The following is a 22,673-nucleotide window of genomic DNA, read 5'->3' as shown; positions in this document are numbered from 1 at the left end:
GTGATTGGATATTAATGTAATGACAAAGTCATCTACATTTAGACAAATAGATTTCTAATCTTGCATAAAGTCCTCTCCTATTTTTAGGCTGAGGACTTTATGTCATTTTCGATTCATGGAGTATGAACCGATGAATATTTTAGTTTTGGGTAATGGCGGTCGTGAACATGCATTGGCATGGAAAATCGCACAAGATGACAAAGTCGCAAAAGTATTTGTAGCACCGGGTAATGCAGGTTCTGCAACTGAAAATAAATGCGAAAATGTTGCCTTAAATATTTTAGACAATGCTGCAATTATCGACTTTGCTAAAAACAATGCGGTTGATTTAATTGTCGTTGGTCCTGAAGCACCACTTGTAAATGGTGTAGTCGATGCTTGCCGCGCTGCTGATCTTAAAATCTGGGGTCCAACCCAGTTTGCTGCACAGCTTGAAGGCTCAAAAGCATTTGCCAAGCACTTCTTGAAACGTCACAACATTCCAACTGCGTTCTACGATGTATTTACCGAAGTTGACGCAGCCAAAGCTTTTGTTGAAAAGAATGGTGCACCGATCGTCATCAAGGCAGATGGTCTTGCTGCTGGTAAAGGCGTGATCGTTGCCATGACCAATCAAGAAGCATTTGATGCGATTGATGACATGCTTGCAGGCAACAAATTTGGTGATGCTGGTTCTCGCGTTGTGATCGAAGAGTTCCTTGCGGGTGAAGAAGCATCTTTCATTTGTATGATTGATGGCAACAACATCTTGCCAATGGCAACCTCTCAAGATCACAAACGTATCTTCGAAGGTGACCAAGGCCCGAACACTGGCGGTATGGGTGCTTACTCTCCAGCTCCGGTTGTGACAGCTGACGTATTCGACAAAGTCATGAAAGAAGTCATGCGTCCAACTGTTGATGGCATGAAAGCAGATGGTCACGTTTACACTGGTTTCTTATATGCAGGCTTGATGATTGATGACCAAGGTCAGCCTAAAGTGATCGAGTTTAACTGTCGTTTTGGCGACCCTGAAACTCAACCTATCATGATGCGTTTAAAATCATCTTTAGTTGATTTGGTTGAAGCAGGTATTGCAGGTAACCTTCCTGCTGAAGCTGAATGGGATGAGCGTAAAACTGTTGGTATTGTACTTGCATCTAAAGGCTACCCTGAAACGTCTAGCAATGGCGATGTCATTTCAGGTTTAGACACTGAAATGGCTGATGCGAAAGTATTCCATGCAGGTACAAAAGCACTTGAAAATGGTGACATTGTCACTGCGGGTGGTCGTGTGCTTTGTGTGACTGCACTTGGTAATACGATTGGTGAAGCGCAAGCCAAAGCTTTGGAACTTTGCCAAAAAGTGACTTTTGACGGCGTTCAATACCGTAAAGATATTGGTTACCGCGCGATTGCACGTGAAAATGCTTGATTGATTTCATTGAGTGAAAAACCCGCCTAGTGCGGGTTTTTTATTTACAAAAATAGATTTTTAAAGTCTAAACCTAAGTCCGTGAATGTGATATTTCACACTAAAAAATTCAATTCGTTTCCACCCTAACTTTAAGTACATGTTTTTAAATAACTAAAAATTTATTTGGTATAACGTGTATTATGTTAATTTTAAATATTCTTCATAATTTATTTTTCTAAAACGTGTAATTTTTTAATAATTTTCAGTATTGTTTTATTACGGATGAAGTGATGTATATCACACGTTCGGGCATTATCGTAAGAACTAGTTACCCAGTACAATTTTTCGTTGTTTAAGGAAATCGAGAAAGTAAGACCAAGTAAATTGCTGAATGACAAAAAGGATTAGCGATGAAATTATCATATAAAATAGTATTTTATAGTGCTTTGATATTACTAGTTTATTTAGTCGTAAGAATTATTATTTGGCAATATGAAGAATATAACGAAAGACGAGGTTACTGTTCAGCAGAAGGAAAATTTTTAACTGAAAAAGAAAAACTACAAAATTTAAGAGCAGATCTTGTTGTGCAAGATTTAGAAGAATGGAGTCAGAATACGGATCGTAATGAATTTTCAAGAATTCTAATTTCTAAATATGATTTAAGCGATAAAGAAAAGATCATTAATATAATGGAAAAATCTAATATTAATAAATCGTTTAAAGAAAATTTTGGAATAATTGCGATAGGAACAATATCTGAATATATTGATAGACGTTCCTGTTTGCGAGAACCTAGTCGTTGTTATGACTTCAGTAAACTTCATCACAGCCTACGAAGCCTATGGAAAAATGATAATACAGTCGATATCAAATATTTAAAAAACTTAGATAAAAATTATTCTATCATCATTAACGGTGAGGGAAGTCAATCTTTTATGGCTTCAATCTCCCCATTGTCAAGTATTATAAAAACAGGAAAAAATAACTATCAGATATCATATTATTCTATTTATAAATTCTGTTGTGATCGTGAATCTATTAAAGAAAAAACAGGAATAACGAATTTGAGTAATAAGAAAAAAACTGCGGAACAAATACAATTAGATTATAAGGAGATATCACTGTTACACCTAGATCAAATAGATGGTAGAAGTAGAGATGGTATTTATATTGTGGACTTATTCCAAAATCTAACATTAAGCAAACCAGAGCTAGTGCAAAAATATGGTTTGTTTTGGAGCGTAGGAAGCTTAAGGAGTAGTTCTTATCCAGTAGTCAGAAATATAACAGCCACAGCCTGTGGCACCATCGTTGAAAATTAAGAAAAAATAACTATGAGAATAAGAACTACACAAAGTAGATAGAGAAATCTTTTTATAAGTTGCTTCTTCTTTGAAATATGATTATTTAACATAATGGTGACTACACTAAGTACACTTGTATATTAATTTAATTATCAATTACTTATTGATTTAAATTCAACATAAAAAATCGTAAAAAGCCGATCTCGAAACAAGTTGGTTTCTTTTTTAATCAAAACTAAAATCTTTTACCAATGATTTTGTTAAAAAAGCAGTCGATTATCCCCCCTTTTCTGATTTCTCAACGCTTCATTTCCTCAATAATCACCCAATTCTTAAAAGCAATATTTCGTATAAGAACCTGTACTCCTCTCCTACCTCTATTATTCTTCATTAACCAATTCACTATATTCTTTTTGTCCTGAGTTCAAGCAACAAGACTTCGTAAACGTGAAGAAACAATATTAAAAATATCAAATTAGCACTTATCCATTTTGCATCTTTGTATTTTCTAAAAATTTATATAGAAACAAAATTCTTTTAATTATCAGTTTTATTCATTGCAATAAATTTAATCTATTGTTTTATGAGTTAATTTATTAAAATATATCACTTTCTTATGCAAAATTAAGCTAAGTATCAGATTTATAATCACTATTATGCATAATAAAAAATTGCTATCATTACCCAAATTTAAAGTTAGCCTGAATGAACAAAGCTGCTTTGGATACAGCGAGACTTGCTATTCACAGCTTTGCATTGATTAGGTGATGCGACTGATATCTGATTGCATTGAATTTCAGGTCATTTTAAAGTCGTATGCATCAATCGGTTTTTACTGATTCAAGCTTGATTTAATCTCTCAATACAATAGATTCGTAAATTTAAAGCCAAATTTAAATTTACTTAGGATGAATACATGAAAAAGCTCCTTGGTCTTGTACTAGGCTTATCCGTTGGCTTAGCTGGCTGCGGCAAACAAGAAGCGCCTGCATCTGATGCTGCTCAAAATAAAGATTCTGCGGCAGTACAAACTGTCACTATGGCGTCTACAGGTTCGGATGCTGAAGTTTGGCGTTATATTGCTACCCTTCCGGAAACCAAAGCTGCCGGCATTAAGCTTGAAGTGAAAAACTTCACTGACTATGTGTCTATGAACACTGCTGTAGCCAATAAAGAAATTGATGTAAATGCCTTCCAATCGTATGCCTATCTGGTTGCTTTCAACGAATCCAATAAAGACAAGATTGCTCCGCTTTCTACCACTTACCTGGAACCAATGGGTATTTACTCAAGTAAAGTGAAGAAACTGGATGAGTTCAAAACAGGTGCAACCATTGCCATTCCTAACGATGGTGCAAATGAATCACGTGCATTATTGTTACTTCAATCTGCCGGTTTGGTAAAATTAAAACCTAATTTTGACAATGTGAAAGGTACACCTTCCGACATTATTGAAAACAATAAGAAAATTGTGATTAAACCAATCCAGATGGCAACTGCTGTACGTGTAAAAGACGAAGTCGATGCAATTGTATTGGGTAATACCTTGGCAATGGAAGGTGGCTTAAATGTGCTGAAAGACTCTATTTATTATGAGCCTATCGACCAGAGCACCAAAATGAATGTCAACATTCTTGCTGTTGCAGCTGACCGTCAAAATGACCCTGTGCTACAAAAAGTAGGCGCGCTTTACCACACTGAAGCAGTGAAAAAATTTGTTCAGGAAAAATTTGGTGGCACCAAAGTTGACGTAAATAAACCGATTAGCTATCTCACTGAAGCAAAATAGTAATATAATTGGGTTATCTAAACAGGCAAAGTTTCTTTGCCTGTTTTTCTTTTTATAGATAGTTTTTGACCATATGATTGAATTTAAAAATATTTCAAAACACTATCAGCTTAAAGGTCAAACAATTCGTGCCTTGGATCAAATTAATTTACAGATTCCAGATGGCAGTATTTTTGGCATTATTGGCTATAGTGGTGCGGGTAAAAGTACCTTAATCCGCCTGATTAATTTGCTCGAACGACCAAATGATGGTCAAGTCATCATTAATCAAAAAGATTTTACTGCATTGGATGCACGTTCATTACGTCAGGAACGTGCCAACATCGGTATGATCTTTCAGCATTTTAATTTGTTGCAGAGCAAAACTGTCGCAGCCAATATCGAAATGCCAATGAAACTGTTGGGCTGGAGCAAAGCCGAGCGTGAAAAACGTTTAGCGGAATTGCTCGAGTTTATTGATCTTAAGCATAAAAAAGATGCTTATCCGGATGAACTCTCTGGCGGTCAAAAACAGCGTGTAGGTATTGCCCGTGCCCTTGCCAATCATCCTAAAATTTTACTCTGTGATGAAGCGACCTCGGCACTGGATCCGCAAACCACCAAATCTGTTCTAGATTTGCTTAAAAAGATTAATAAGGAACAAGGCATTACCATTGTCATGGTGACCCATGAAATGGATGTCATTGAAACTGTGTGTGATTATGTTGCGGTCATGGAACAAGGTCAGGTGATCGAAACGGGTTCGACGCTGGAAATTTTTAGTCAGCCACAGCATCCAACCACGAAGAATTTTATTCAGACCGTTTTGCAGCAGCAACTTCCTGTTAATATTCTACAAAACCTGGAAAATCAAAATCATAACAGTATTTATAGCTTGCAATTCCTCGGAACTTCTGCACAAGAAACCGTGGTTCAGGCAGCCATTAAACAGTTTGATATCAGCTTGAATATCCTGTTTGCCAATATGACTGAAATTAACGGTTCAGTGATTGGACAAATGTTTGTACAGCTTTTAGGTGATCCTGCGGTGATTGAACAGACTGTTGCATTTTTCCAGCAAAATGGTGTCAAAGTTGAACAGTCTGGAGTCAGCGCATGAGAGATTTAATTGTTCAATGGCTGACAGAAATTACCGCACCGTATTGGAAAAGCTCACTTTCGATTGACCAGTTTGTTACCGCACTGCAAGAAACCATGCATATGGTGTTTTTTGCCATGCTGTTCGGTTGTATCTGGGGTTTTATCCAGGCCATCATTTTGCTGGTGACCCGTCCTGACGGCATTCTGCCAAACCGGGTGATTTATCATGGCTTAAACCCGATTGTAAATGCGCTGCGTTCATTGCCGTTTATTATCCTGCTGATTGCCTTTATTCCACTGACCAAATTGCTGGTGGGCACATCGATTGGTACATGGGCAGCAATTGTGCCACTGACCATTTATATTGGTCCTTATATGGGTCGATTGATTGAAACTTCATTGCTTGAAGTAAATGAAGGTATTATCGAATCAGCGCAAGCGATGGGTGCTTCACCACTGCAAATTATTTTCAAGTTTATTTTGCCTGAAGCACGCAGCTCCCTGATTTTAAACCTGACTACAGCCACCATTAGCCTGATTGGTGCAACGGCGATGGCCGGTGCCGTGGGTGCCGGTGGTATTGGCGATCTGGCCATTTCCTATGGTTACCAGCGTTTCGATACCAGCGTGGTCATTTTGACCGTGATTGTGCTGTTATTGCTAGTGCAATTTGTGCAAACCTTTGGTGAATGGCTGTCACGATTAAGATAAAACACCCTTATCTGATGCCCTCAATTGAGGGCTTTTTTATATCCAGAATTAGGCTTGAAATACAGCTTCACTTCCAATTTATATGCAGTGATGCAAAATCATTTAACCTACTAACATGGCTTTGATCACCTATCCATCTCACTAAAAAATCAATTTTGAACTTGAATTAGCTAAATAATAATCCATGACTTTTCCTAGAGCATGCTAAACTATCCAGTGGTTTTTGCAGGGACTCATTTATGCACTTTGTTCATCTTGGTATACATACAGAATTTTCAATTACAGAATCTATCGTACGTATATCTGATCTTATTAAAGCTGCTGCAAATGATGAAATGCCAGCATTGGCGATTACCGACTTATCCAACCTACATGCTGCGGTAAAATTCTATAAAAAATGTCTCGATAAAGGCATTAAACCCATTTTAGGTTCAGAAATTCGCCTGAATAATGCTGAACACCGTGTGACATTGTTGTCGATGACCAATAAAGGCTGGCGCAATCTGACCGAACTGGTTTCAGAAGGCTTTATCAGCGGTCAGCAACTCGATATTCCTTGTGTGCAAAAAGACTGGATTCTCAATCAGCATCAAGACCTGATTGTGCTATTGGGCATGCAATCTGATGTCGGCAAAATGCTGATCACCTCAAATCCAGATAAGGCTGAACCCCTACTTCAGGAGTGGATTGAAAAATTCGGCAATCGGGTTTATTTGGCTTTGAGTCGTACTCAGCGCCCCGATGAAGATGCCTTTATTGAAGAAGCCGTTAAACTCGCTAAAAAATACAATATTGGCGTGGTTGCGCATAACGATGTGCACTTTATTAGCCGTGAAGATTTCGAAGCGCATGAAGCACGTGTCTGTATTGCCGATGGTTATGTGCTAGGCGATAACCGTCGTCCTAAAACCTATAGCCCAGAACAATATTTCAAAAATTCGCTAGAAATGACTGAATTATTTTCAGACATTCCGACCGCGATTGAAAATACCTACCATATAGCCAAACGTTGTAACGTTACCCTGCGTTTAGGCTTTAATGACTTGCCGGACTACCCGATTCCGGAAGGTCACACCATTGATACCTACTTTGCCCATTTATCTGAACAAGGTCTGGAAGAACGCTTAAATTTCTTGTATCCGCCCGAAAAGCGTGGTGAAGACTGGCCTGAAATCCGTAAACCTTATGACGAGCGTCTCGCCTTCGAAGTGAAGATTATTCTCGACATGGGTTTCCCAGGTTACTTCCTGATCGTGATGGACTTCATTCAGTGGTCCAAAGGTAACGGTGTACCTGTTGGACCCGGCCGTGGTTCGGGTGCCGGTTCACTTGTGGCTTATAGCTTAAAAATTACCGATCTGGATCCTCTACGTTACGACCTGCTGTTCGAACGTTTCTTGAACCCGGAACGTGTATCGATGCCCGACTTTGACGTCGATTTCTGTATTGCCGGTCGTGACCGTGTCATTGACTACGTGGCACGTACCTATGGACGTGAAGCAGTATCGCAGATTGCCACTTTCGGAACCATGGCGGCCAAAGGTGCGATTCGAGACGTGGCACGTGTTTTAGGCAAATCCTATGGTTTGGCTGACCGTATTTCAAAAATGATTCCGACTAAGCCTTTGGGTTTGAGTCTGGAAGAATCGATTGAAGCAGAACCTCAGCTCAAGGATATCGTCACCAATCCGTCTAACCCGGATAATGACGATGCCGCTGAAATCTGGGAAATGGCACTCAAACTTGAAGGGATTACCCGTAATACCGGTAAACATGCCGGTGGTGTGGTCATTGCACCGACCAAGCTGACCGACTACTCAGCCGTGATGTGTGATGCCGATGGGACTAACCGCGTTGCCCAGTTCGATAAGGACGATGTCGAAGCGGCTGGTCTGGTCAAGTTCGACTTCTTGGGTCTGCGTAACTTAACCGTAATTGAAGATGCGATTAAGCATATTAATGCGCGTCCGGATGTCACTGAACCGGTCAATATTTCCTATATTCCACTGGATGACAAACCGGCCTATGAGGTATTTGCGACCGCCAATACCACAGCGGTATTCCAGTTTGAATCCGTGGGCATGAAAAAAATGCTCAAGGAAGCACGTCCAAGCAAATTCGAAGAAATTATTGCCTTCGTGTCCTTGTACCGTCCAGGTCCAATGGACCTGATTCCTGACTTTATTCACCGTATGCATGGTGGTGAGTTTGAATATCTGCACCCATTATTAGAAGGTGTGTTGGAACCGACTTACGGGATTATGGTGTATCAGGAACAGGTAATGCAGGCGGCACAGTTCTGTGCCGGTTATAGTCTGGGTGGTGCGGATTTGCTGCGCCGTGCCATGGGTAAGAAAAAACCTGAGGAAATGGTCAAGCAGCGTCAAATCTTTATTAAGGGTGCCGCTGAAAAAGATATTGATGAAGCGACTGCCAACCATATCTTTGACTATATGGAAAAATTCGCCGGCTATGGTTTTAACAAATCGCATGCCGCAGCCTATGCCCTTGTTGCCTATCAGACGGCATGGTTAAAAGCGCATTATCCTGCTGAATTTATGTCCGCGGTGATGACCTCGGAAATGCAGAACACCGACAACATTGTGTTCCTGATTGATGACTGCCGTATTAATAGTTTGGAGGTTCTTCCCCCATCCATCAATATGTCTTTGTATAACTTCCATGCCAGCAGTGCAAATACCATTGTCTATGGTTTAGGTGCAATTAAAGGTGTGGGTGAACAGGCCATGCAGTCGGTGATTGATTCGCGCATACAGGATGGTCCTTATAAAGATTTGTTTGATTTCTGCCACCGTGTAGATTTGAAAAAAATCAATAAACGTACCCTTGAAGCACTCATCCGTGCAGGTGCGATGGACTGTTTGGGCATTGAACGTGCTGACCTCATGGCACAACTTCCTGAAGCGGTTCAAGCGGCTGAACAGGCACGTTCGAACCGTGAATCAGGCATCATGGATTTATTCGGTGAAGTTGAGGAAGTTCAACGTAAACCATCAAAACCGGTTAAACCGTGGTCAGATGAAGTTCGCCTCAAAGGTGAAAAAGATACTTTGGGACTGTACTTAACCGGACATCCGATTGATGTGTATCGCCTGGAACTCAAATCCTTTATTCCAGTCAGAATCAATGAACTCACCCCGACTCGTCGTGGAGTAACCACCGTATTCGCCGGTCTGGTGGTCGATGTCGCCAATTTCCCGAACCGCATGATGGTCACTCTGGATGATGGTACCGCACGTATTGAAGTGTCGGCCAATCATGAACGCTTCCAACGCTTTAAAGACATCATTCAAAATGAAAAAGTGGTGGTAATTGAAGGCGAAATTTACGAACGTGAAGGTTTTGACCGTCCTATGGGACGCCTGACCAAAGCCTTTAGCCTGAATGAAATCCGTCAAAAACGTGCCAACAGCATTCAAATCAAGCTGAACACTGAACATCTAAACCCTGCATTGAGTCAGGATTTACGCAAAATATTAACCCCGTTCTGTAATGTCGATATGTGCAATCATATCCCGATGCAATTACACATTGATTATCCTTATGCCTCTGCTGATATCAACCTGGGCCTGAATTGGAAGGTGGCCCCACTGGATGAGTTGCTGACGAAATTACGTGACTATTTTGGTAAAGATATGATTCATATTGAATATCAGGTCAAATCCAAGGCGGCCAAAGCTGTGAGTTATGAGCAGGCCATGCCTGCGAATGTCCCGCCGCCTCCAGCCAATGTGAGCATGGATGAAGCGATGGATATGTATCAGGCTGAAGCCAGTCAATATTCTTAATTTTTAAATATTTAAATTCAAATCGGACACCTTATGAGTCAAGTTGACAATGCTGTGGTTTCCGCACATCTCTCTCATGTGCGTATTGTCATGGTCAATACTACCTTGCCTGCCAATATCGGCAGTGCATTACGCGCCATGAAAACCATGGGGCTATCCAAGCTGGTACTGGTAGAGCCTAAAATCTATCCGCATCCTGATATTGATGCACTGGCCGCAGGCGCAACCGATCTGATTGAACAGATTGAAATTGTGCCGACTTTGCAAGAAGCCATTAAGGATTGTCATCTGGTCTTTGGCACCAGTGCACGTAACCGCACCATTCCCTGGCCTTTACTCGATGCCCGCCCGGCTGCGGAAAAATCATTGCAGGCTGTGGTAAAGGACAAACAGGAAATCGCGATTGTATTTGGGCGTGAAGATCGTGGCCTGACCAATGAAGAACTGGCGATGGCCAATTATCATGTCACCATTCCGGTCAATAGTGATTATGGCGTACTGAATGTTGCTCAAGCCATTCAGGTGATTTGCTATGAAATGCGCATGGCCGCCATGGCATTGACCGAACAGGCGGAAGACCCTAAAGCCACCATGCATGTCACCGATGACATTGACATGCAGTGGGATGAGCCTTTGGTAACGCATGAACAGATGGAACAGTTTTACCCGCATATTGAAAAAATGCTGGCCGAAATTGAATTTATGGACCCGAAAAACCCACGATTATTGCCTTTACGCTTGCGTCGTTTATTTGGACGTATACAATTAGATCGTATGGAATATCATTTACTGCGTGGCATCTTTAGCCGTGTACAAGCATTGAATAATGGTACATGGGAAAAATCTACAGACAAAACAACCGATTCTTCAGAGGATCAACCTAATGCTTAAACAGCTCAAAGAAGACATACAAGCTGTATTCGCGCGCGATCCTGCAGCACGAAACACTTTAGAAGTTCTCACTACCTATCCGGGCATTCATGCGCTGATCATGCACCGTATTGCCCATGAACTTTGGCAAAAAGAGTGTAAAGGCTCTGCGCGCCTGCTGTCTTCTTTTAGCCGTTTTGCAACCGGTATTGAAATTCACCCGGGTGCCAAAATCGGTCGCCGTTTCTTTATCGACCATGGCATGGGTGTGGTAATTGGTGAAACTGCTGAAATTGGTGATGACGTCACGCTCTATCACGGCGTCACCCTCGGTGGTACCACCTGGAACAAAGGCAAGCGTCACCCAACACTGGAAGATGGTGTGGTGGTCGGTGCAGGTGCCAAAATTCTGGGCCCCTTTACCGTGGGTAAAAATGCCAAAGTCGGTTCCAATGCGGTGGTGACCAAAGCAGTACCGCCGAATACGACTGCTGTAGGTAATCCTGCGCGCTTCATTACCAAAGACCAGCCGAAGGATGCTGAAGAAGCACGTCGTCGTGACTATGCGGAAAGTATTGGCTTCCAGCCTTATGCTGCCACACAAGACCAGTCAGATCCGATTCTGGATGGCATGCGTGTGCTGCTTGACCGGATTCAGCTCAATGAAAAACGCATGAACACCTTATGCCAGCGTTTATCCCTGCTCGATCCCACCTTTAAAAAACAGCAGCAAAATGAACAGCCTTTTAGTGTTGAAGAACTTAAAATTATTGAAGATGTGCGCCGTGAATGCGAAGCGCAAAGTAGTCAATCCAAAGCCTGACGGACTGTTCTGAATCTTAACAAGCCCTTACTTGTATGTTCCTGAGAGTTTTTTTAGACTCAGGAACATACCTATTGATTAATTTTTAAAATTAAATGAACGGATGAGCCCTATGACCCTTAAGCCTTTGGCATGTACATTGATTGCTGTTTCTTTACTCTCAGCGTGTAGCTCGACACCAACAAAAGATAAAAATTCGAATGCACCGATCATTTTTACTGAACCTGAATTGACTGCTCCATTCTATGCGCTGAATCCATTCAACTATGATGCACCACCTCCATTTGAAATTGCATTACAAAAAGCTGCTGCACAGCCTGTAACAAAAATGGAAGTCACGTTGCCAAGTAACCCGACTAAAAAAGTGACGCTTGATGTCAACAAGCTGATCATTCCTACCGTAAACAGCAAACAACGTAATGTAAAATATGCCGTTATGGCGGGTGATAATGAATTTGATATCACCGAAATTGATGACTTTTTGCAGTTGGTAGAAGGCAAGGCACGCCATTATCCACCACGTTTTACCGAACGTCAGGAACGTAAAGGCTTTGAAGCCAAACTCAAAGAAGTGACTCAACAGCTTGATACCCTGGCATCTAAAGACAATGCTTCTTTTGATGTGTTGATCCGTGCATTTAAAGCCAGTGTGATGGCCCGCAACCTGGACTTGGGTTCAGTCTATACCACAAAATCTTTAACCTATGCACAGCGCATATTAAAAATTAACAAAGAAGATGCCGAAGCAAACTTCTGGTTTGGCTTTGGTTTATCTGAAGGTGGTGGTCAACGTGAAGCCATTCCTTATTTAGACAAAGCCATGAAAGCAGGTGTACAGGAAGCGTATTTATCCGCGGCAAACAATTACATTGCCATGGAACAAAAGAAAAATGCCATTCAGGTATTGAAAAATTACAAAGCGAAATACCCGCAAGAAGCTGAAGTGGCTGACCGTTTAATTGCCGAAATTGAAAAGCAAGGTCGCTGGAATGTATGGCAAGTACTGAATCCAGCTAAAGCGCCTTAATCCTTTATTTTGCAGTCACACTTAAAATAGGCCGTCCAGTACGGTCTATTTTTTATTTCAGTGAATTGAAAATTAGATGAATTATCGTATGATGAACAAAACTCAAATAAATACTGAACGTAGACACTCTTTATGCCAAAACAAATATATCAGGTTTTATTTGCCTCTCTCCTGAGTAGTTTTCTACTTACAGGTTGTCAAATCGTCAGTGTTAAAAACCAAGCCATCAATGTCACGATTGCCAATGAACGTGAAAGTATCCTCACCCGCAGTAAATTAAGTGAAGCCAGTTTAAATGTGCTGTCGATGACCGGGCGTGAAGCTAAAATCTGCTCGGATCAACCGGATCAATGTATTCAGGAACTGCAACAAATTCCACAGATTCAGGATGAACAACTGCTGTCGACCGCAAGTGAAATCTATTTATCCAAGGCACTGGAATTTGAAAAATCATCTGATTGCAAAGTTAGCATTTTGACTAGCACCAAATCTGAAGAAAAACAAAAATTACAACAAGCGACTTATGAAAAATGTCTGGATCAGCAACTGTATATGCTGGATAAAAGCATTCGCTATAGTTATGCCTACATGTTTAAAACCAAACGTGGTCCACAAGACCGTATTTTTGACAACCGGCAAGTTCAAATCCGTGACTTCTATAATTTGTCCTTAGCCAAACTGGTTTCCGCCTATGCTTTACGTTATAAGCCCACAGCTGTAGAACCAAAAATTAAAGTCGGCAAGAGTATTTACAACATCAACTTTGATGACTATCCACAGCTCAAACAACAAAAAATTGAGCAACTGCTCTCCAGCTATAATCTGAACTTTTCCGGTTTACGTTCGATTAACCGTCGCGATGGTTTTGGGTCAGAATTCGTCGTAGTGTTGCCACAAGTAAAAGATGATATTGGCGAAGGTAAAAATAAATATATTATCGACCCCATCAATTTTAGCTATAAAAATGGCATCAATCCGAATATTCATCAGGCACGCTATTTAGCGGCAACCCTGACTGCTCAGCCTAAATCCGCCAGTAATGTCAACGACATTTTAAATAATGCCGAATTTGAAATTAAAGCCTTTGATCCCTACAAATACGAACAGGTCAAGTTAGCTGGTAAAACCTATCCGCTGGCTGCCAACTTTTCCACGCCATATGGCCTTTGGTTAGCACAAAACAATCTGGTTAAAGCGGCTTACTTAACCCTGATCGATCGTGATGATCATCTCACCATGCCGCATTTATATATGCTGGAACCGTACAACCCGAATAAAAAAATCATTGTCTTGGTCCATGGTTTAGCCAGCAGCCCTGAAGCCTGGATTCGATTGACCAACGACATTATGGGCGACCCGGTATTGCGCGAACACTATCAGGTCTGGCAAGTATTCTACTCAACCAATATGCCCATTATTGAAAGTCGCTTCCAGATTTATGCTCTGCTGACTCAGGCATTTTCCCAAGTCGATGCCAAAGCATCGGCAAAAAAGAATGCCGTCCTAGTTGGACATAGCATGGGGGGGATCATTGCCCGGCTATTGGTGAGTGATGCCGATGTGACTAAAAAAGCCCTGGCCATGATGAACAACCGCCAGCTCAATAAATATCAGAAATTGCCGATCATTTCGCAGCGCTTAGTGATGAAAGATATTCCGAATTTTAGTCGTGCAATTTTTCTAGCAGCTCCACATAAAGGCACGGATTATGCTGATCGCTGGTTTACCAAAGCTGCACGTAAAATTATTCGAATTCCCGGAGCCTTTCTCTCTGCAATAGGCGATACGCTTCAAAATCAAGATTTGGATTTTAAAGATTTGATGCAGCAAATCGACAATGGCCTGATTCAGAACGGGCCAAGTGATTTAAGCCATCAATCTAAATTTATGGAGCTCACCAAAGATATCAATCCACGCAAAGGCCTGACGTTTCACTCCATTATGGGCAATGTAACGGGAAGTGATGACCTGAATGTCATTACGGATGATGTGGTACCTTATCGCAGTGCCCATCTGAATGGTGCTGTTTCAGAAAAAATCATCAAAGGTGATCACTCCATTCAGGAAACACCCGAAGCTGTTTTGGAATTGCGCCGAATTTTAAGACTGCATCTGGTGCAATTAGGTTTATATAAGCCTTAGTTCAAGGCTGCACTCAGGCCATCTCCATCGACAATGTCATATAGAACTTAGGTTGTCGATGGATCCCCAACCAGGATAAAAATCTGAGCCTCTGTTGTCCTATTTTTTACCCATTTACTGCAAAGCATTTTTCGCTATTCATACAAATTTGATAAGATGTCCGAGCAAATGAAACTCAGTTCTTTCATAGATCAGCTTGGCTTGAAAATAACAACAAGAACAAAGCCAAAGTCTAGGATTTAACGATTATCGTTTCATGCACACATTTGAAATTGGTGAGACAGCCAAGTTTTTAACGATTAGATGTATTTAAATATTTAAGGATTTTATCTCAATGAGTTACCCGGAAATCATGGCTGATCCTTCCACTTTAACGCCGATGATGCAGCAGTACATGAGCGTCAAAATGCAGCATCCACACTCCCTGATGTTTTATCGCATGGGTGACTTTTATGAACTGTTTTTTGACGATGCCCATAAAGCAGCCAAATTATTGGGGATTACCTTAACCCACCGTGGCAAGGCAAATGGTGAACCGATTCCCATGGCAGGCGTTCCCTATCATGCCGCTGAAGGCTATTTGGCCCGTCTGGTCAAAAAAGGCGAAACCGTGGTCATTTGCGAACAGCTAGGTGAGGTTACCGGTAAAGGTCCGGTTGAACGTGGTGTAGTGCGGATTATTACTCCTGGCACCCTGACCGATGATGCTCTATTGAACAGTCATCAGTCTTCCAATCTTGTGGCACTCTGTCTACAGCAAGGTCAGATTGGTATCGCATTGCTGGATTTGAGTGCCGGTATTTTCAAGGTACAACAACAGGAGTTCCAACAAGAGCAACTCGCAATTGAGCTTTCACGTTTAATGCCAAGCGAGATTGTGGTTGATGAAGACATTGTTGATCCCAATATTATTGAGCAGATTAAAAAACAGCTCGACTGCCCGGTGACCCGCCGTCCCAATGTCGATTTCAACCTGAACAATGCACAAAAAACCTTATGTGATCAGTTTGCGGTATCTACCCTGTCCGGCTTTGGGATTGACCATTTACCGCTGGCCAAAGCCGCTGCTGCAGCACTGATTCATTATGCCAAAGAAACTCAGAAGACAGCTTTACCGCATATTCGCTCGATTCAGCTGGAACAAAGCAGTGACTTTATTGCTTTAGATCCGGTCACGCGTCGCAATCTGGAACTGGTTGAACCTCTATTTGAACATGGTACATCCCTGTTCCAACTGATTAATGACTGCCAGACTGCTATGGGTGGCCGACTGCTCAGCCGCACACTGATGCAGCCTTTACGCGACACCAAAATACTGGATGCCCGTTTGGATGCCATTGCTGCTATGCTCAACGGCTATCATGAATCCCCTATTCGTTTGGTCCTGAAAGACATTAGTGATATTGAACGCGTGCTGAGTCGTGTCGCCCTAGGCAGTGCACGTCCACGTGATCTGGTACAACTGCGTCAAGCCTGTGCACAGATTCCTCTATTACGCCATGCCATTCAGCCGATTACCCAGGCCAAGCAATCGTTACTTATTCAACAATTAAATGATGAACTGGGTGATTTCCACGGTCTGCATCAACGTCTGATGTCCGCCATTGTCGAAAATCCTCCTGTTTTATTACGTGATGGTAATGTCATTGCAGAAGGCTTTGACAGTGAACTGGATGAGCTGCGTAAAATCCGTGATTACGCGGGCCAGTTCCTTATTGATCTGGAAACTCAAGAACGTACCAACACCGGCATTTCAACCCTGAAAATTGGCTATAACCGTGTCAGTGGCTACTATATTGAACTGACCCGCGCCCAAGCCGAGCAGGCACCAGATCATTACATCCGTCGCCAGACCTTGAAAAATGCCGAGCGTTATATCACGCCAGAACTAAAATCTTTTGAAGATAAAGTACTGTCGAGTGAATCACGTGCCCTCGCACGTGAAAAAATGCTATTTGAAATACTGCTGGATGAACTACGTCAAGACATCGGCAATTTACAGATGATGAGCAGTGCCATTGCACAGATTGACATGCTGGCCAATTTTGCCCATCAAGCCCGTTTACGCAACTGGTCACGCCCAGAATTCAGCCCTGAAATCGGGGTGAAAATTGTTGCAGGTCGCCATCCCGTGGTAGAAGCTTTAAATAAAACTGCCTTTACCCCCAATGACACGACTTTAGATTATAACCATCGTATGGCCATTGTAACCGGGCCAAATATGGGCGGTAAATCGACCTTTATGCGTCAAACCGCGCTGATCAGTTTACTGGCCTATTGTGGATGCTATGTACCTGCCAAGTCTGCTGTATTAGGTCCGATTGACCGTGTATTTACCCGTATTGGCTCAGCAGATGACTTGTCTACTGGCAAATCAACCTTTATGGTGGAAATGACCGAAACATCACAAATTCTGCATCATGCCACCAATCAGTCTTTGGTACTGATGGATGAAGTCGGACGCGGAACCAGTACTTACGATGGCCTGTCTTTGGCTTGGGCCTGTGTTATTGACCTGAGCAAACGGATTAAATGCCTGTGCCTATTTGCGACTCATTATTTTGAATTGACCGAACTGGGCAAGGAATCTGGGATTGATAATTATCATGTCACAGCCAAGGAACTGAACGGTAATTTAATTCTGCTGCACAAGGTTCAACACGGTCCTGCCAGTCAAAGTCATGGCTTACAGGTGGCCAAACTGGCTGGTATTCCTGCCAGCGTGATTAAAGAAGCGCAAAACCGGTTAAAGATTCTGGAAAAACAGCAACATCAACAGATCAATAAAGCAGTACAAAATGATCTGTTTAGTGTAGTTGATGAACCTGCTATTGAAATCATTGAGCGTGTAGTGGAAATTGAAAAAGATGTGCCTGCCCTGAATCTGTTAAGATCGCTGGATGTAGATAGTCTGTCACCGCGTGAAGCCTTACAACAGATTTATGCTTTAAAAGATGCCTTGGAAAGCTGATTAAAATCTGCAGCAGAAAAAGACTTCTAAATAGAAGTCTTTTTCATTTATTACATATTTTTAAGGATATGTTCAGTTTTTAGCAAAATTAACAGCCTTATATATAATAAATATCAATAAAAGCAATTGTTAGTTACCTACATTTTTGCCTAAAATACAACAAGAGTAATTAGAACCATATTTTTTAGGTAGCTGTCGCCATGACCTTTGTTGTCACTGAAAATTGTATTAAATGTAAATACCAAGACTGCGTAGAAGTTTGTCCGGTAGATTGTTTCTACGAAGGTCCAAATTTCCTCGTGATTAATCCTGATGAATGTATTGACTGTGCATTGTGTGAACCTGAATGCCCGGCAAATGCTATTTTCTCGGAAGATGAGTTACCTGAAGGTCAGGAAGTCTTTATTGAGCTTAATGCCGATCTTTCACAAAAATGGCCAAACATCACACAAATTGGTGATCAACCTGCTGACCGTGAAGAGTGGAACGGTAAAGCAGACAAGTTACAGTATTTGGAAAAATAAGACTGTTCTTGGACTTAAAAAAAGATCAGCCCATGCTGATCTTTTTTTATACTGAAAAAATACATTTGATTGCAATATTTTCAAATTTTATCCTTCAAATTAGATTAAAATAGCTCGTATTTATAAATATTTGATTTCTATAATGAAGCATGTTTTAAAGGGCTTACTGGGCTTGAGTCTGGTCCCACTTGTCATGATTGGATGTACGACATCTCCTCAGAAACAAGGGCAAATACCCGATGGAAAACGGATCTTCATTCCCCAAGAACGCATTAGCCTTGAACGCCCAATTCCGCCAAAAACAGTACCTTATGTTTATAATTCATGGGTAGCGCTTGGTGATAATTTACATCGTGTCCGTGAATATGAAACTTTTCTGGAACGTAATGGTGTGGGTAATATTATCCCGAGTTTTGAATTATTGCGTACTGCCCGTGACTGGCAAAAATGTGGCCGTTCCCAATACATGATTCCAAATCGTGAATTGTGGAACAATCAGATTGCTACTTTGCGCGTCTTTAAATATCTGGTGGCTGCTAAAGTGCTTACCGAATTTGAAGTGACCTCGGTTTACCGGGATTTATCCCTTAACCAATGTGCGGGTGGCGCAAATTCGTCTCGTCACTTGTTTAATTCGGCGATCGATTTCCGCATTGGGCCTGAATTTCCACAAGCACAAGATTATGCTTTTATTGAAAATACCAAATTTAAATTATGCCAGTTTTGGTCACAGTACGGACAAAGCCTGAATATGGGGCTTGGGCTGTATTCATCTGGTCAAATCCATATTGATACCCAAGGTTACCGTACCTGGGGACCCGACCTGTCACGTCACAGCTCAATGTGTAGTTTTTAAAATATGGGATTCATCAAAAAGAGATCTTGCTGATCTCTTTTTTATTGCCCGATTTTCAATAAATCAAAACGATAAATTGCACTCTGAATGGAAAGGTTTAAAATGCATGCATCGCAACAAAGGTGACAAAACTATGCAACAAATGTGGACAGAGATTGATGCTTACATCGATTCACATTTAATTCCAGAAGACCCCATTCTGCTACAGACATTAAAAAACACTGAAGATAAAGGTTTTCCAGATCACCTCGCAGTCGCGCCCAATCAGGGTATGCTGTTGCAAATGCTGATTCAGATGAACAAGTGCAAGCGTGTGCTTGAACTGGGTACGTTTGCTGCTTACAGTACCATGTGGCTGGCTCGTGCCCTGCCTGAGGATGGTTACATCCTGACCATTGAAGGTCGTGATACTCATGCAGCCTTGGGTCAGGAAAATATTGATAATGCCAAACTTCCGCAGACCATTGATCTTAAAGTAGGTCGTGCAGCAGATGTATTAAAGGCATTACCTGCAGATTTTGAACCATTTGACTTTATTTTTATTGATGCCGACAAACAAAGTTATCCCGAATATTTGGAACTCAGCTTAAACCTGTCACATTCAGGTAGCATTATTTTTCTGGATAATGTGATTCGCGCCGGTGAGATCATTAATCCTGAAAATCACAAACCAAGTATTGAAGGTATTCGCGATATGTTTGTAGCTTTGCAAAACCATCCTCGAATTCTGTCTTGTACCGCATTACAAACGGTTGGAAGCAAGGGACATGATGGCTTTGCTATCGCCATAGTGAAATAATATGACACAAAGGTTAAAAAACAATCTTTTTGTTTTTTTATCTATTTATTAATTATTTACAAATACTGTCCATATAGTTATCCACAAGTTATGCGGATAACTATGGCCAATTATTAACCACACTTATCAAGTAGTGATTAACTTATTTCACCACCAGTAAGGGTACGGTTGAATTTCGGAATATACTGGTTGCGACGCTTCCCAAGAAGAATTGGCGAATCTTGCTGTGACTAAATGCACCCAGTAATATCAGTTGTATACCATGTTCGCTTTGGTACTCCAGTATATTTTCTGAAACATCACCGTAACGATATTCTGTAATGACATCAAGACCTGCGTCACGTAAATACTGTGAAGGCTCATTCAGTATTTCCGGATGATCACCCACATACAACAAATGACATTGTAATAATTTTAATAAATCACTTTGTGCTACACGTTTCATCAGATTAACGCAGGTCGGTGAATATTCATAGGCAAAAATAAATCGTGTTGGTGGCTTAAACTGTTCCCCAACAGTCATAACCGTACACTTTGCGCCACGGATAAAGTTTTCCACATTACTGCCGATCGGCTTGTTTCGTTCCGCAGAACGCTCTCCGACCCGGCCAATAATGGCAATATCCCCTTCTTTCAGCACATGAAAACTTTGTTCCAGAAAATCCCCCTTTTCTTGCAGATGTGAGGCGGTAATCTGATATTTTTGCTGAATCATTTCGGAAATATGATTTAAAAGATTATTGCTGTAATCAAGGGCCAATTCACTTTGTTTTTGTTCAAGTTCGGCCAGTTCTTTCAGTAACATTGCATTACTTTCAAAACCAATCACTCCACTGATTTCCCCCAAATGATAACTTGCAGGGTAATAATCTAAAACCTGTAATAATACCAATTCACGTTGTGTCTGCTTCGCGACCCATGCCGCAGCTTCAGCCACTGCATTTACACAGGGAGAAGAATCAATACAAGCGATTACACGTTTCATTTTCGCCTCGCTTTTCGCCTCTTCAGGCTTTAAGTCTAATTGTTGTTTTTAACTTAGCATAACTCTTCACCCCTGTGCATGCTTTTATGTAATTAGACTTACTCCCTGATTCATCTTTATTTTCTTGGAATTTTTAATTCCGATGACGAATAAATTTCGCCGGATTACCCGCCATAATATTTGCCTTTTCAACATTTTTTGTGACCATACTATTCATGCCGACAATGGCATGTGCATCAATCTTTACACCATCTTTAACGCCAACATGCGCGCCCAGCCACACATCCTGACCTATTTCGATACCCTGAGAACGTACCGGTTGCTGATAAATGGGGTGTTGCAGTTCCATACCGTGGTCAAAAGCATATAAATGGCAATATGCAGCCATTCGCACCTGATCATGTAGCTTGATCCCCATACGCCCACCATCGAGAATACAGTGATGGTTAATGGCGACTTCATTACCAATCTCTAAAGGGCCATGCAAGGTACAATCTGCGGCAATAAAGCTATTATCCCCAATAATTATTTTCCGACCCGGCTCGGCAAAAATATGGGCCAGCGGTGAAATAAAACAGTTTTCACCAATTTCGACTGTTTCCATTTCCATCAAATAAGTTTGATATTCTTTTTGCCACTCTTCTGCCCAGCCGCGATTTTTCGGTTTTAATGACCAGTATAGCCAGGGCATATAATTCAAACGGTGCTTATGCTGTTCACGATATTTTAATAGCGGATCTTGCTCAGTCATGTTCAGGCTCTTCTACAATTTTCAGTTGTTCACGACCACGGGTCACATCCTGAATTTTTAATGACAAGGGCTCTATTTGATGGACTTGTAACAAGGCTTCAACCTCTACACCCGTCGCATGATACTGTTCTTTAAATTCGATCTGCTGCTGGTTTAATTCATACTGGAAAATGGCCCATTCATTAAACTGGCAGGCAAAGCTGACTTTTTTCTTTTCGATCAGTTCAATTTTTTCCGCCAGTAATAGGCACTGCCCTGCACAACCACCATAGGCCCGAACCAGACCGCCCGTTCCGAGTTTAATACCGCCAAACCAGCGATTGACCAGAACGATAATATTGGTTAATTGATTGCCTTCAATGGTTGCCAGAATCGGTCTTCCAGCAGTGCCTGATGGTTCACCATCATCATTAAAACGTACATGGTGGCCAATTTTCCAGGCCCAGCACTGGTGTGTTGTGGTTAAATCCTTATTCACCTCCAGAAAATCTTTAACCGCCTGTTCATTTTCAACAGGCGCAGCAATCGCCTGAAAGCGACTTTTTTTAATGTCTTCTTCGAAAGTAACGGATGAGGCAATGGTAAATGGCATAAATCTAGAATAAATAACAGCACTACAGCAGTATAGCCTGTTTTCAGTGGCTTGCAGATACAAAAAGCCTCCTATTAAGAAGGAGGCTTTTTAAAATTGGTCCGCAAATTTTAATTAGCGTTCACGTAAAGCTTCCTGTGCTTTATTGAATGGCTTAATCAGGTAATCCACTACAGAATTTTCACCTGTTTTAATATCTACCGTGGCGAGAGATCACTACTTAGCGGTTGCATTATCACCC

17 protein-coding genes and 1 pseudogene are annotated in these 22,673 nt (G+C 41.4%); 14 read left to right on the top strand and 4 right to left on the bottom strand.

The annotated features are described in order from the left end of the window. Positions 1 to 130: 130 nt before the first annotated feature. The 14 genes from purD to ACE01R_RS10435 all read left to right on the top strand — a co-directional run bounded on the left by purD (position 131) and on the right by ACE01R_RS10435 (position 20,104). The gene (gene purD, locus ACE01R_RS10500; protein ID WP_395551051.1) at positions 131 to 1,414 is read left to right on the top strand and encodes a phosphoribosylamine--glycine ligase; all 1,284 of its coding nucleotides are present in this window, start codon (positions 131 to 133) and stop codon (positions 1,412 to 1,414) included. 392 nt (positions 1,415 to 1,806) lie between these two features. After that, entirely contained in the window at positions 1,807 to 2,721 is a 915-nt protein-coding gene (locus ACE01R_RS10495; protein WP_395551050.1) for a hypothetical protein, read from the top strand. Positions 2,722 to 3,619: 898 nt separating this feature from the next. Beyond that, on the top strand, positions 3,620 to 4,492 hold the full coding sequence (locus tag ACE01R_RS10490) for a MetQ/NlpA family ABC transporter substrate-binding protein (protein ID WP_395551049.1): 873 nt from the start codon (positions 3,620 to 3,622) through the stop codon (positions 4,490 to 4,492). Between the two features lie 73 nt (positions 4,493 to 4,565). Beyond that, the gene (locus ACE01R_RS10485; protein WP_312160003.1) at positions 4,566 to 5,591 is read left to right on the top strand and encodes a methionine ABC transporter ATP-binding protein; all 1,026 of its coding nucleotides are present in this window, start codon (positions 4,566 to 4,568) and stop codon (positions 5,589 to 5,591) included. Then, entirely contained in the window at positions 5,588 to 6,283 is a 696-nt protein-coding gene (locus ACE01R_RS10480; RefSeq protein WP_395551048.1) for a methionine ABC transporter permease, read from the top strand. The genes ACE01R_RS10485 and ACE01R_RS10480 overlap by 4 nt, the downstream gene beginning before the upstream one ends. Positions 6,284 to 6,522: 239 nt before the next feature. Further along, positions 6,523 to 10,092 (top strand): DNA polymerase III subunit alpha, encoded by a 3,570-nt coding sequence (gene dnaE / locus ACE01R_RS10475; protein WP_395551047.1) that lies wholly within the window; start codon positions 6,523 to 6,525, stop codon positions 10,090 to 10,092. Positions 10,093 to 10,125: 33 nt separating this feature from the next. Next, positions 10,126 to 10,983, top strand: a complete 858-nt coding sequence (locus ACE01R_RS10470; RefSeq protein ID WP_395551046.1) for an RNA methyltransferase — start codon at positions 10,126 to 10,128, stop codon at positions 10,981 to 10,983. Further along, complete coding sequence (cysE, locus tag ACE01R_RS10465) at positions 10,976 to 11,785, top strand: serine O-acetyltransferase (RefSeq protein ID WP_395551045.1); 810 nt, start codon at positions 10,976 to 10,978, stop codon at positions 11,783 to 11,785. The genes ACE01R_RS10470 and cysE overlap by 8 nt, the downstream gene beginning before the upstream one ends. A gap of 112 nt (positions 11,786 to 11,897) precedes the next feature. Beyond that, the gene (locus tag ACE01R_RS10460; protein ID WP_395551044.1) at positions 11,898 to 12,812 is read left to right on the top strand and encodes an ABUW_2363 family tetratricopeptide repeat lipoprotein; all 915 of its coding nucleotides are present in this window, start codon (positions 11,898 to 11,900) and stop codon (positions 12,810 to 12,812) included. 132 nt (positions 12,813 to 12,944) lie between these two features. Then, on the top strand, positions 12,945 to 14,954 hold the full coding sequence (locus tag ACE01R_RS10455; protein ID WP_395551043.1) for an esterase/lipase family protein: 2,010 nt from the start codon (positions 12,945 to 12,947) through the stop codon (positions 14,952 to 14,954). Positions 14,955 to 15,288: 334 nt separating this feature from the next. Beyond that, positions 15,289 to 17,925 carry a DNA mismatch repair protein MutS gene (mutS, locus tag ACE01R_RS10450; protein WP_395551042.1) on the top strand — a complete coding sequence of 879 codons (2,637 nt, stop codon included), beginning with the start codon at positions 15,289 to 15,291 and terminating at the stop codon, positions 17,923 to 17,925. A gap of 200 nt (positions 17,926 to 18,125) precedes the next feature. Further along, the gene (gene fdxA, locus ACE01R_RS10445) at positions 18,126 to 18,449 is read left to right on the top strand and encodes a ferredoxin FdxA (protein WP_004279936.1); all 324 of its coding nucleotides are present in this window, start codon (positions 18,126 to 18,128) and stop codon (positions 18,447 to 18,449) included. 142 nt (positions 18,450 to 18,591) lie between these two features. Further along, a complete protein-coding gene (locus tag ACE01R_RS10440) occupies positions 18,592 to 19,305 on the top strand; it encodes a D-Ala-D-Ala carboxypeptidase family metallohydrolase (RefSeq protein WP_395551041.1) in 714 nt (237 codons plus the stop codon). A 133-nt stretch (positions 19,306 to 19,438) separates the two neighbouring features. Further along, a complete protein-coding gene (locus tag ACE01R_RS10435; protein WP_395551134.1) occupies positions 19,439 to 20,104 on the top strand; it encodes an O-methyltransferase in 666 nt (221 codons plus the stop codon). A gap of 142 nt (positions 20,105 to 20,246) precedes the next feature. Here ACE01R_RS10435 and ACE01R_RS10430 read toward each other — a convergent pair whose 3' ends face one another. The 4 genes and pseudogenes from ACE01R_RS10430 to ACE01R_RS10415 form a co-directional block, all read right to left on the bottom strand. Continuing rightward, positions 20,247 to 21,089 carry a universal stress protein gene (locus tag ACE01R_RS10430; RefSeq protein WP_395551040.1) on the bottom strand — a complete coding sequence of 281 codons (843 nt, stop codon included), beginning with the start codon at positions 21,087 to 21,089 and terminating at the stop codon, positions 20,247 to 20,249. Between the two features lie 133 nt (positions 21,090 to 21,222). Next, positions 21,223 to 21,840 carry a DapH/DapD/GlmU-related protein gene (locus tag ACE01R_RS10425; protein ID WP_395551039.1) on the bottom strand — a complete coding sequence of 206 codons (618 nt, stop codon included), beginning with the start codon at positions 21,838 to 21,840 and terminating at the stop codon, positions 21,223 to 21,225. After that, positions 21,833 to 22,432, bottom strand: a complete 600-nt coding sequence (locus ACE01R_RS10420) for an IMPACT family protein (RefSeq protein WP_395551038.1) — start codon at positions 22,430 to 22,432, stop codon at positions 21,833 to 21,835. Before ACE01R_RS10420 ends, ACE01R_RS10425 begins: the two co-directional genes overlap by 8 nt. A 114-nt stretch (positions 22,433 to 22,546) precedes the next feature. Continuing rightward, a pseudogene (locus ACE01R_RS10415) lies at positions 22,547 to 22,642 on the bottom strand (hypothetical protein); the annotation flags it as partial. Positions 22,643 to 22,673 lie beyond the last annotated feature (31 nt).

It is taken from the genome of Acinetobacter sp. BSP-28 (genome assembly GCF_044130285.1).
Classification (GTDB): domain Bacteria; phylum Pseudomonadota; class Gammaproteobacteria; order Pseudomonadales; family Moraxellaceae; genus Acinetobacter.
Note: the sequence above shows the minus strand (reverse complement) of the source record. Positions and strands in the feature narration are given on the sequence as shown.

Excerpts from the sequence above, each read along its gene's own strand:
- purD (WP_395551051.1), top strand. The coding sequence starts at position 131 with ATGAATATTTTAGTTTTGGGTAATGGCGGTCGTGAACATGCATTGGCA.
- ACE01R_RS10495 (WP_395551050.1), top strand. The coding sequence starts at position 1,807 with ATGAAATTATCATATAAAATAGTATTTTATAGTGCTTTGATATTACTA.
- ACE01R_RS10490 (WP_395551049.1), top strand. The coding sequence starts at position 3,620 with ATGAAAAAGCTCCTTGGTCTTGTACTAGGCTTATCCGTTGGCTTAGCT.
- ACE01R_RS10485 (WP_312160003.1), top strand. The coding sequence starts at position 4,566 with ATGATTGAATTTAAAAATATTTCAAAACACTATCAGCTTAAAGGTCAA.
- ACE01R_RS10480 (WP_395551048.1), top strand. The coding sequence starts at position 5,588 with ATGAGAGATTTAATTGTTCAATGGCTGACAGAAATTACCGCACCGTAT.
- dnaE (WP_395551047.1), top strand. The coding sequence starts at position 6,523 with ATGCACTTTGTTCATCTTGGTATACATACAGAATTTTCAATTACAGAA.
- ACE01R_RS10470 (WP_395551046.1), top strand. The coding sequence starts at position 10,126 with ATGAGTCAAGTTGACAATGCTGTGGTTTCCGCACATCTCTCTCATGTG.
- cysE (WP_395551045.1), top strand. The coding sequence starts at position 10,976 with ATGCTTAAACAGCTCAAAGAAGACATACAAGCTGTATTCGCGCGCGAT.
- ACE01R_RS10460 (WP_395551044.1), top strand. The coding sequence starts at position 11,898 with ATGACCCTTAAGCCTTTGGCATGTACATTGATTGCTGTTTCTTTACTC.
- ACE01R_RS10455 (WP_395551043.1), top strand. The coding sequence starts at position 12,945 with ATGCCAAAACAAATATATCAGGTTTTATTTGCCTCTCTCCTGAGTAGT.
- mutS (WP_395551042.1), top strand. The coding sequence starts at position 15,289 with ATGAGTTACCCGGAAATCATGGCTGATCCTTCCACTTTAACGCCGATG.
- fdxA (WP_004279936.1), top strand. The coding sequence starts at position 18,126 with ATGACCTTTGTTGTCACTGAAAATTGTATTAAATGTAAATACCAAGAC.
- ACE01R_RS10440 (WP_395551041.1), top strand. The coding sequence starts at position 18,592 with ATGAAGCATGTTTTAAAGGGCTTACTGGGCTTGAGTCTGGTCCCACTT.
- ACE01R_RS10435 (WP_395551134.1), top strand. The coding sequence starts at position 19,439 with ATGCAACAAATGTGGACAGAGATTGATGCTTACATCGATTCACATTTA.
- ACE01R_RS10430 (WP_395551040.1), bottom strand. The coding sequence starts at position 21,089 with ATGAAACGTGTAATCGCTTGTATTGATTCTTCTCCCTGTGTAAATGCA.
- ACE01R_RS10425 (WP_395551039.1), bottom strand. The coding sequence starts at position 21,840 with ATGACTGAGCAAGATCCGCTATTAAAATATCGTGAACAGCATAAGCAC.
- ACE01R_RS10420 (WP_395551038.1), bottom strand. The coding sequence starts at position 22,432 with ATGCCATTTACCATTGCCTCATCCGTTACTTTCGAAGAAGACATTAAA.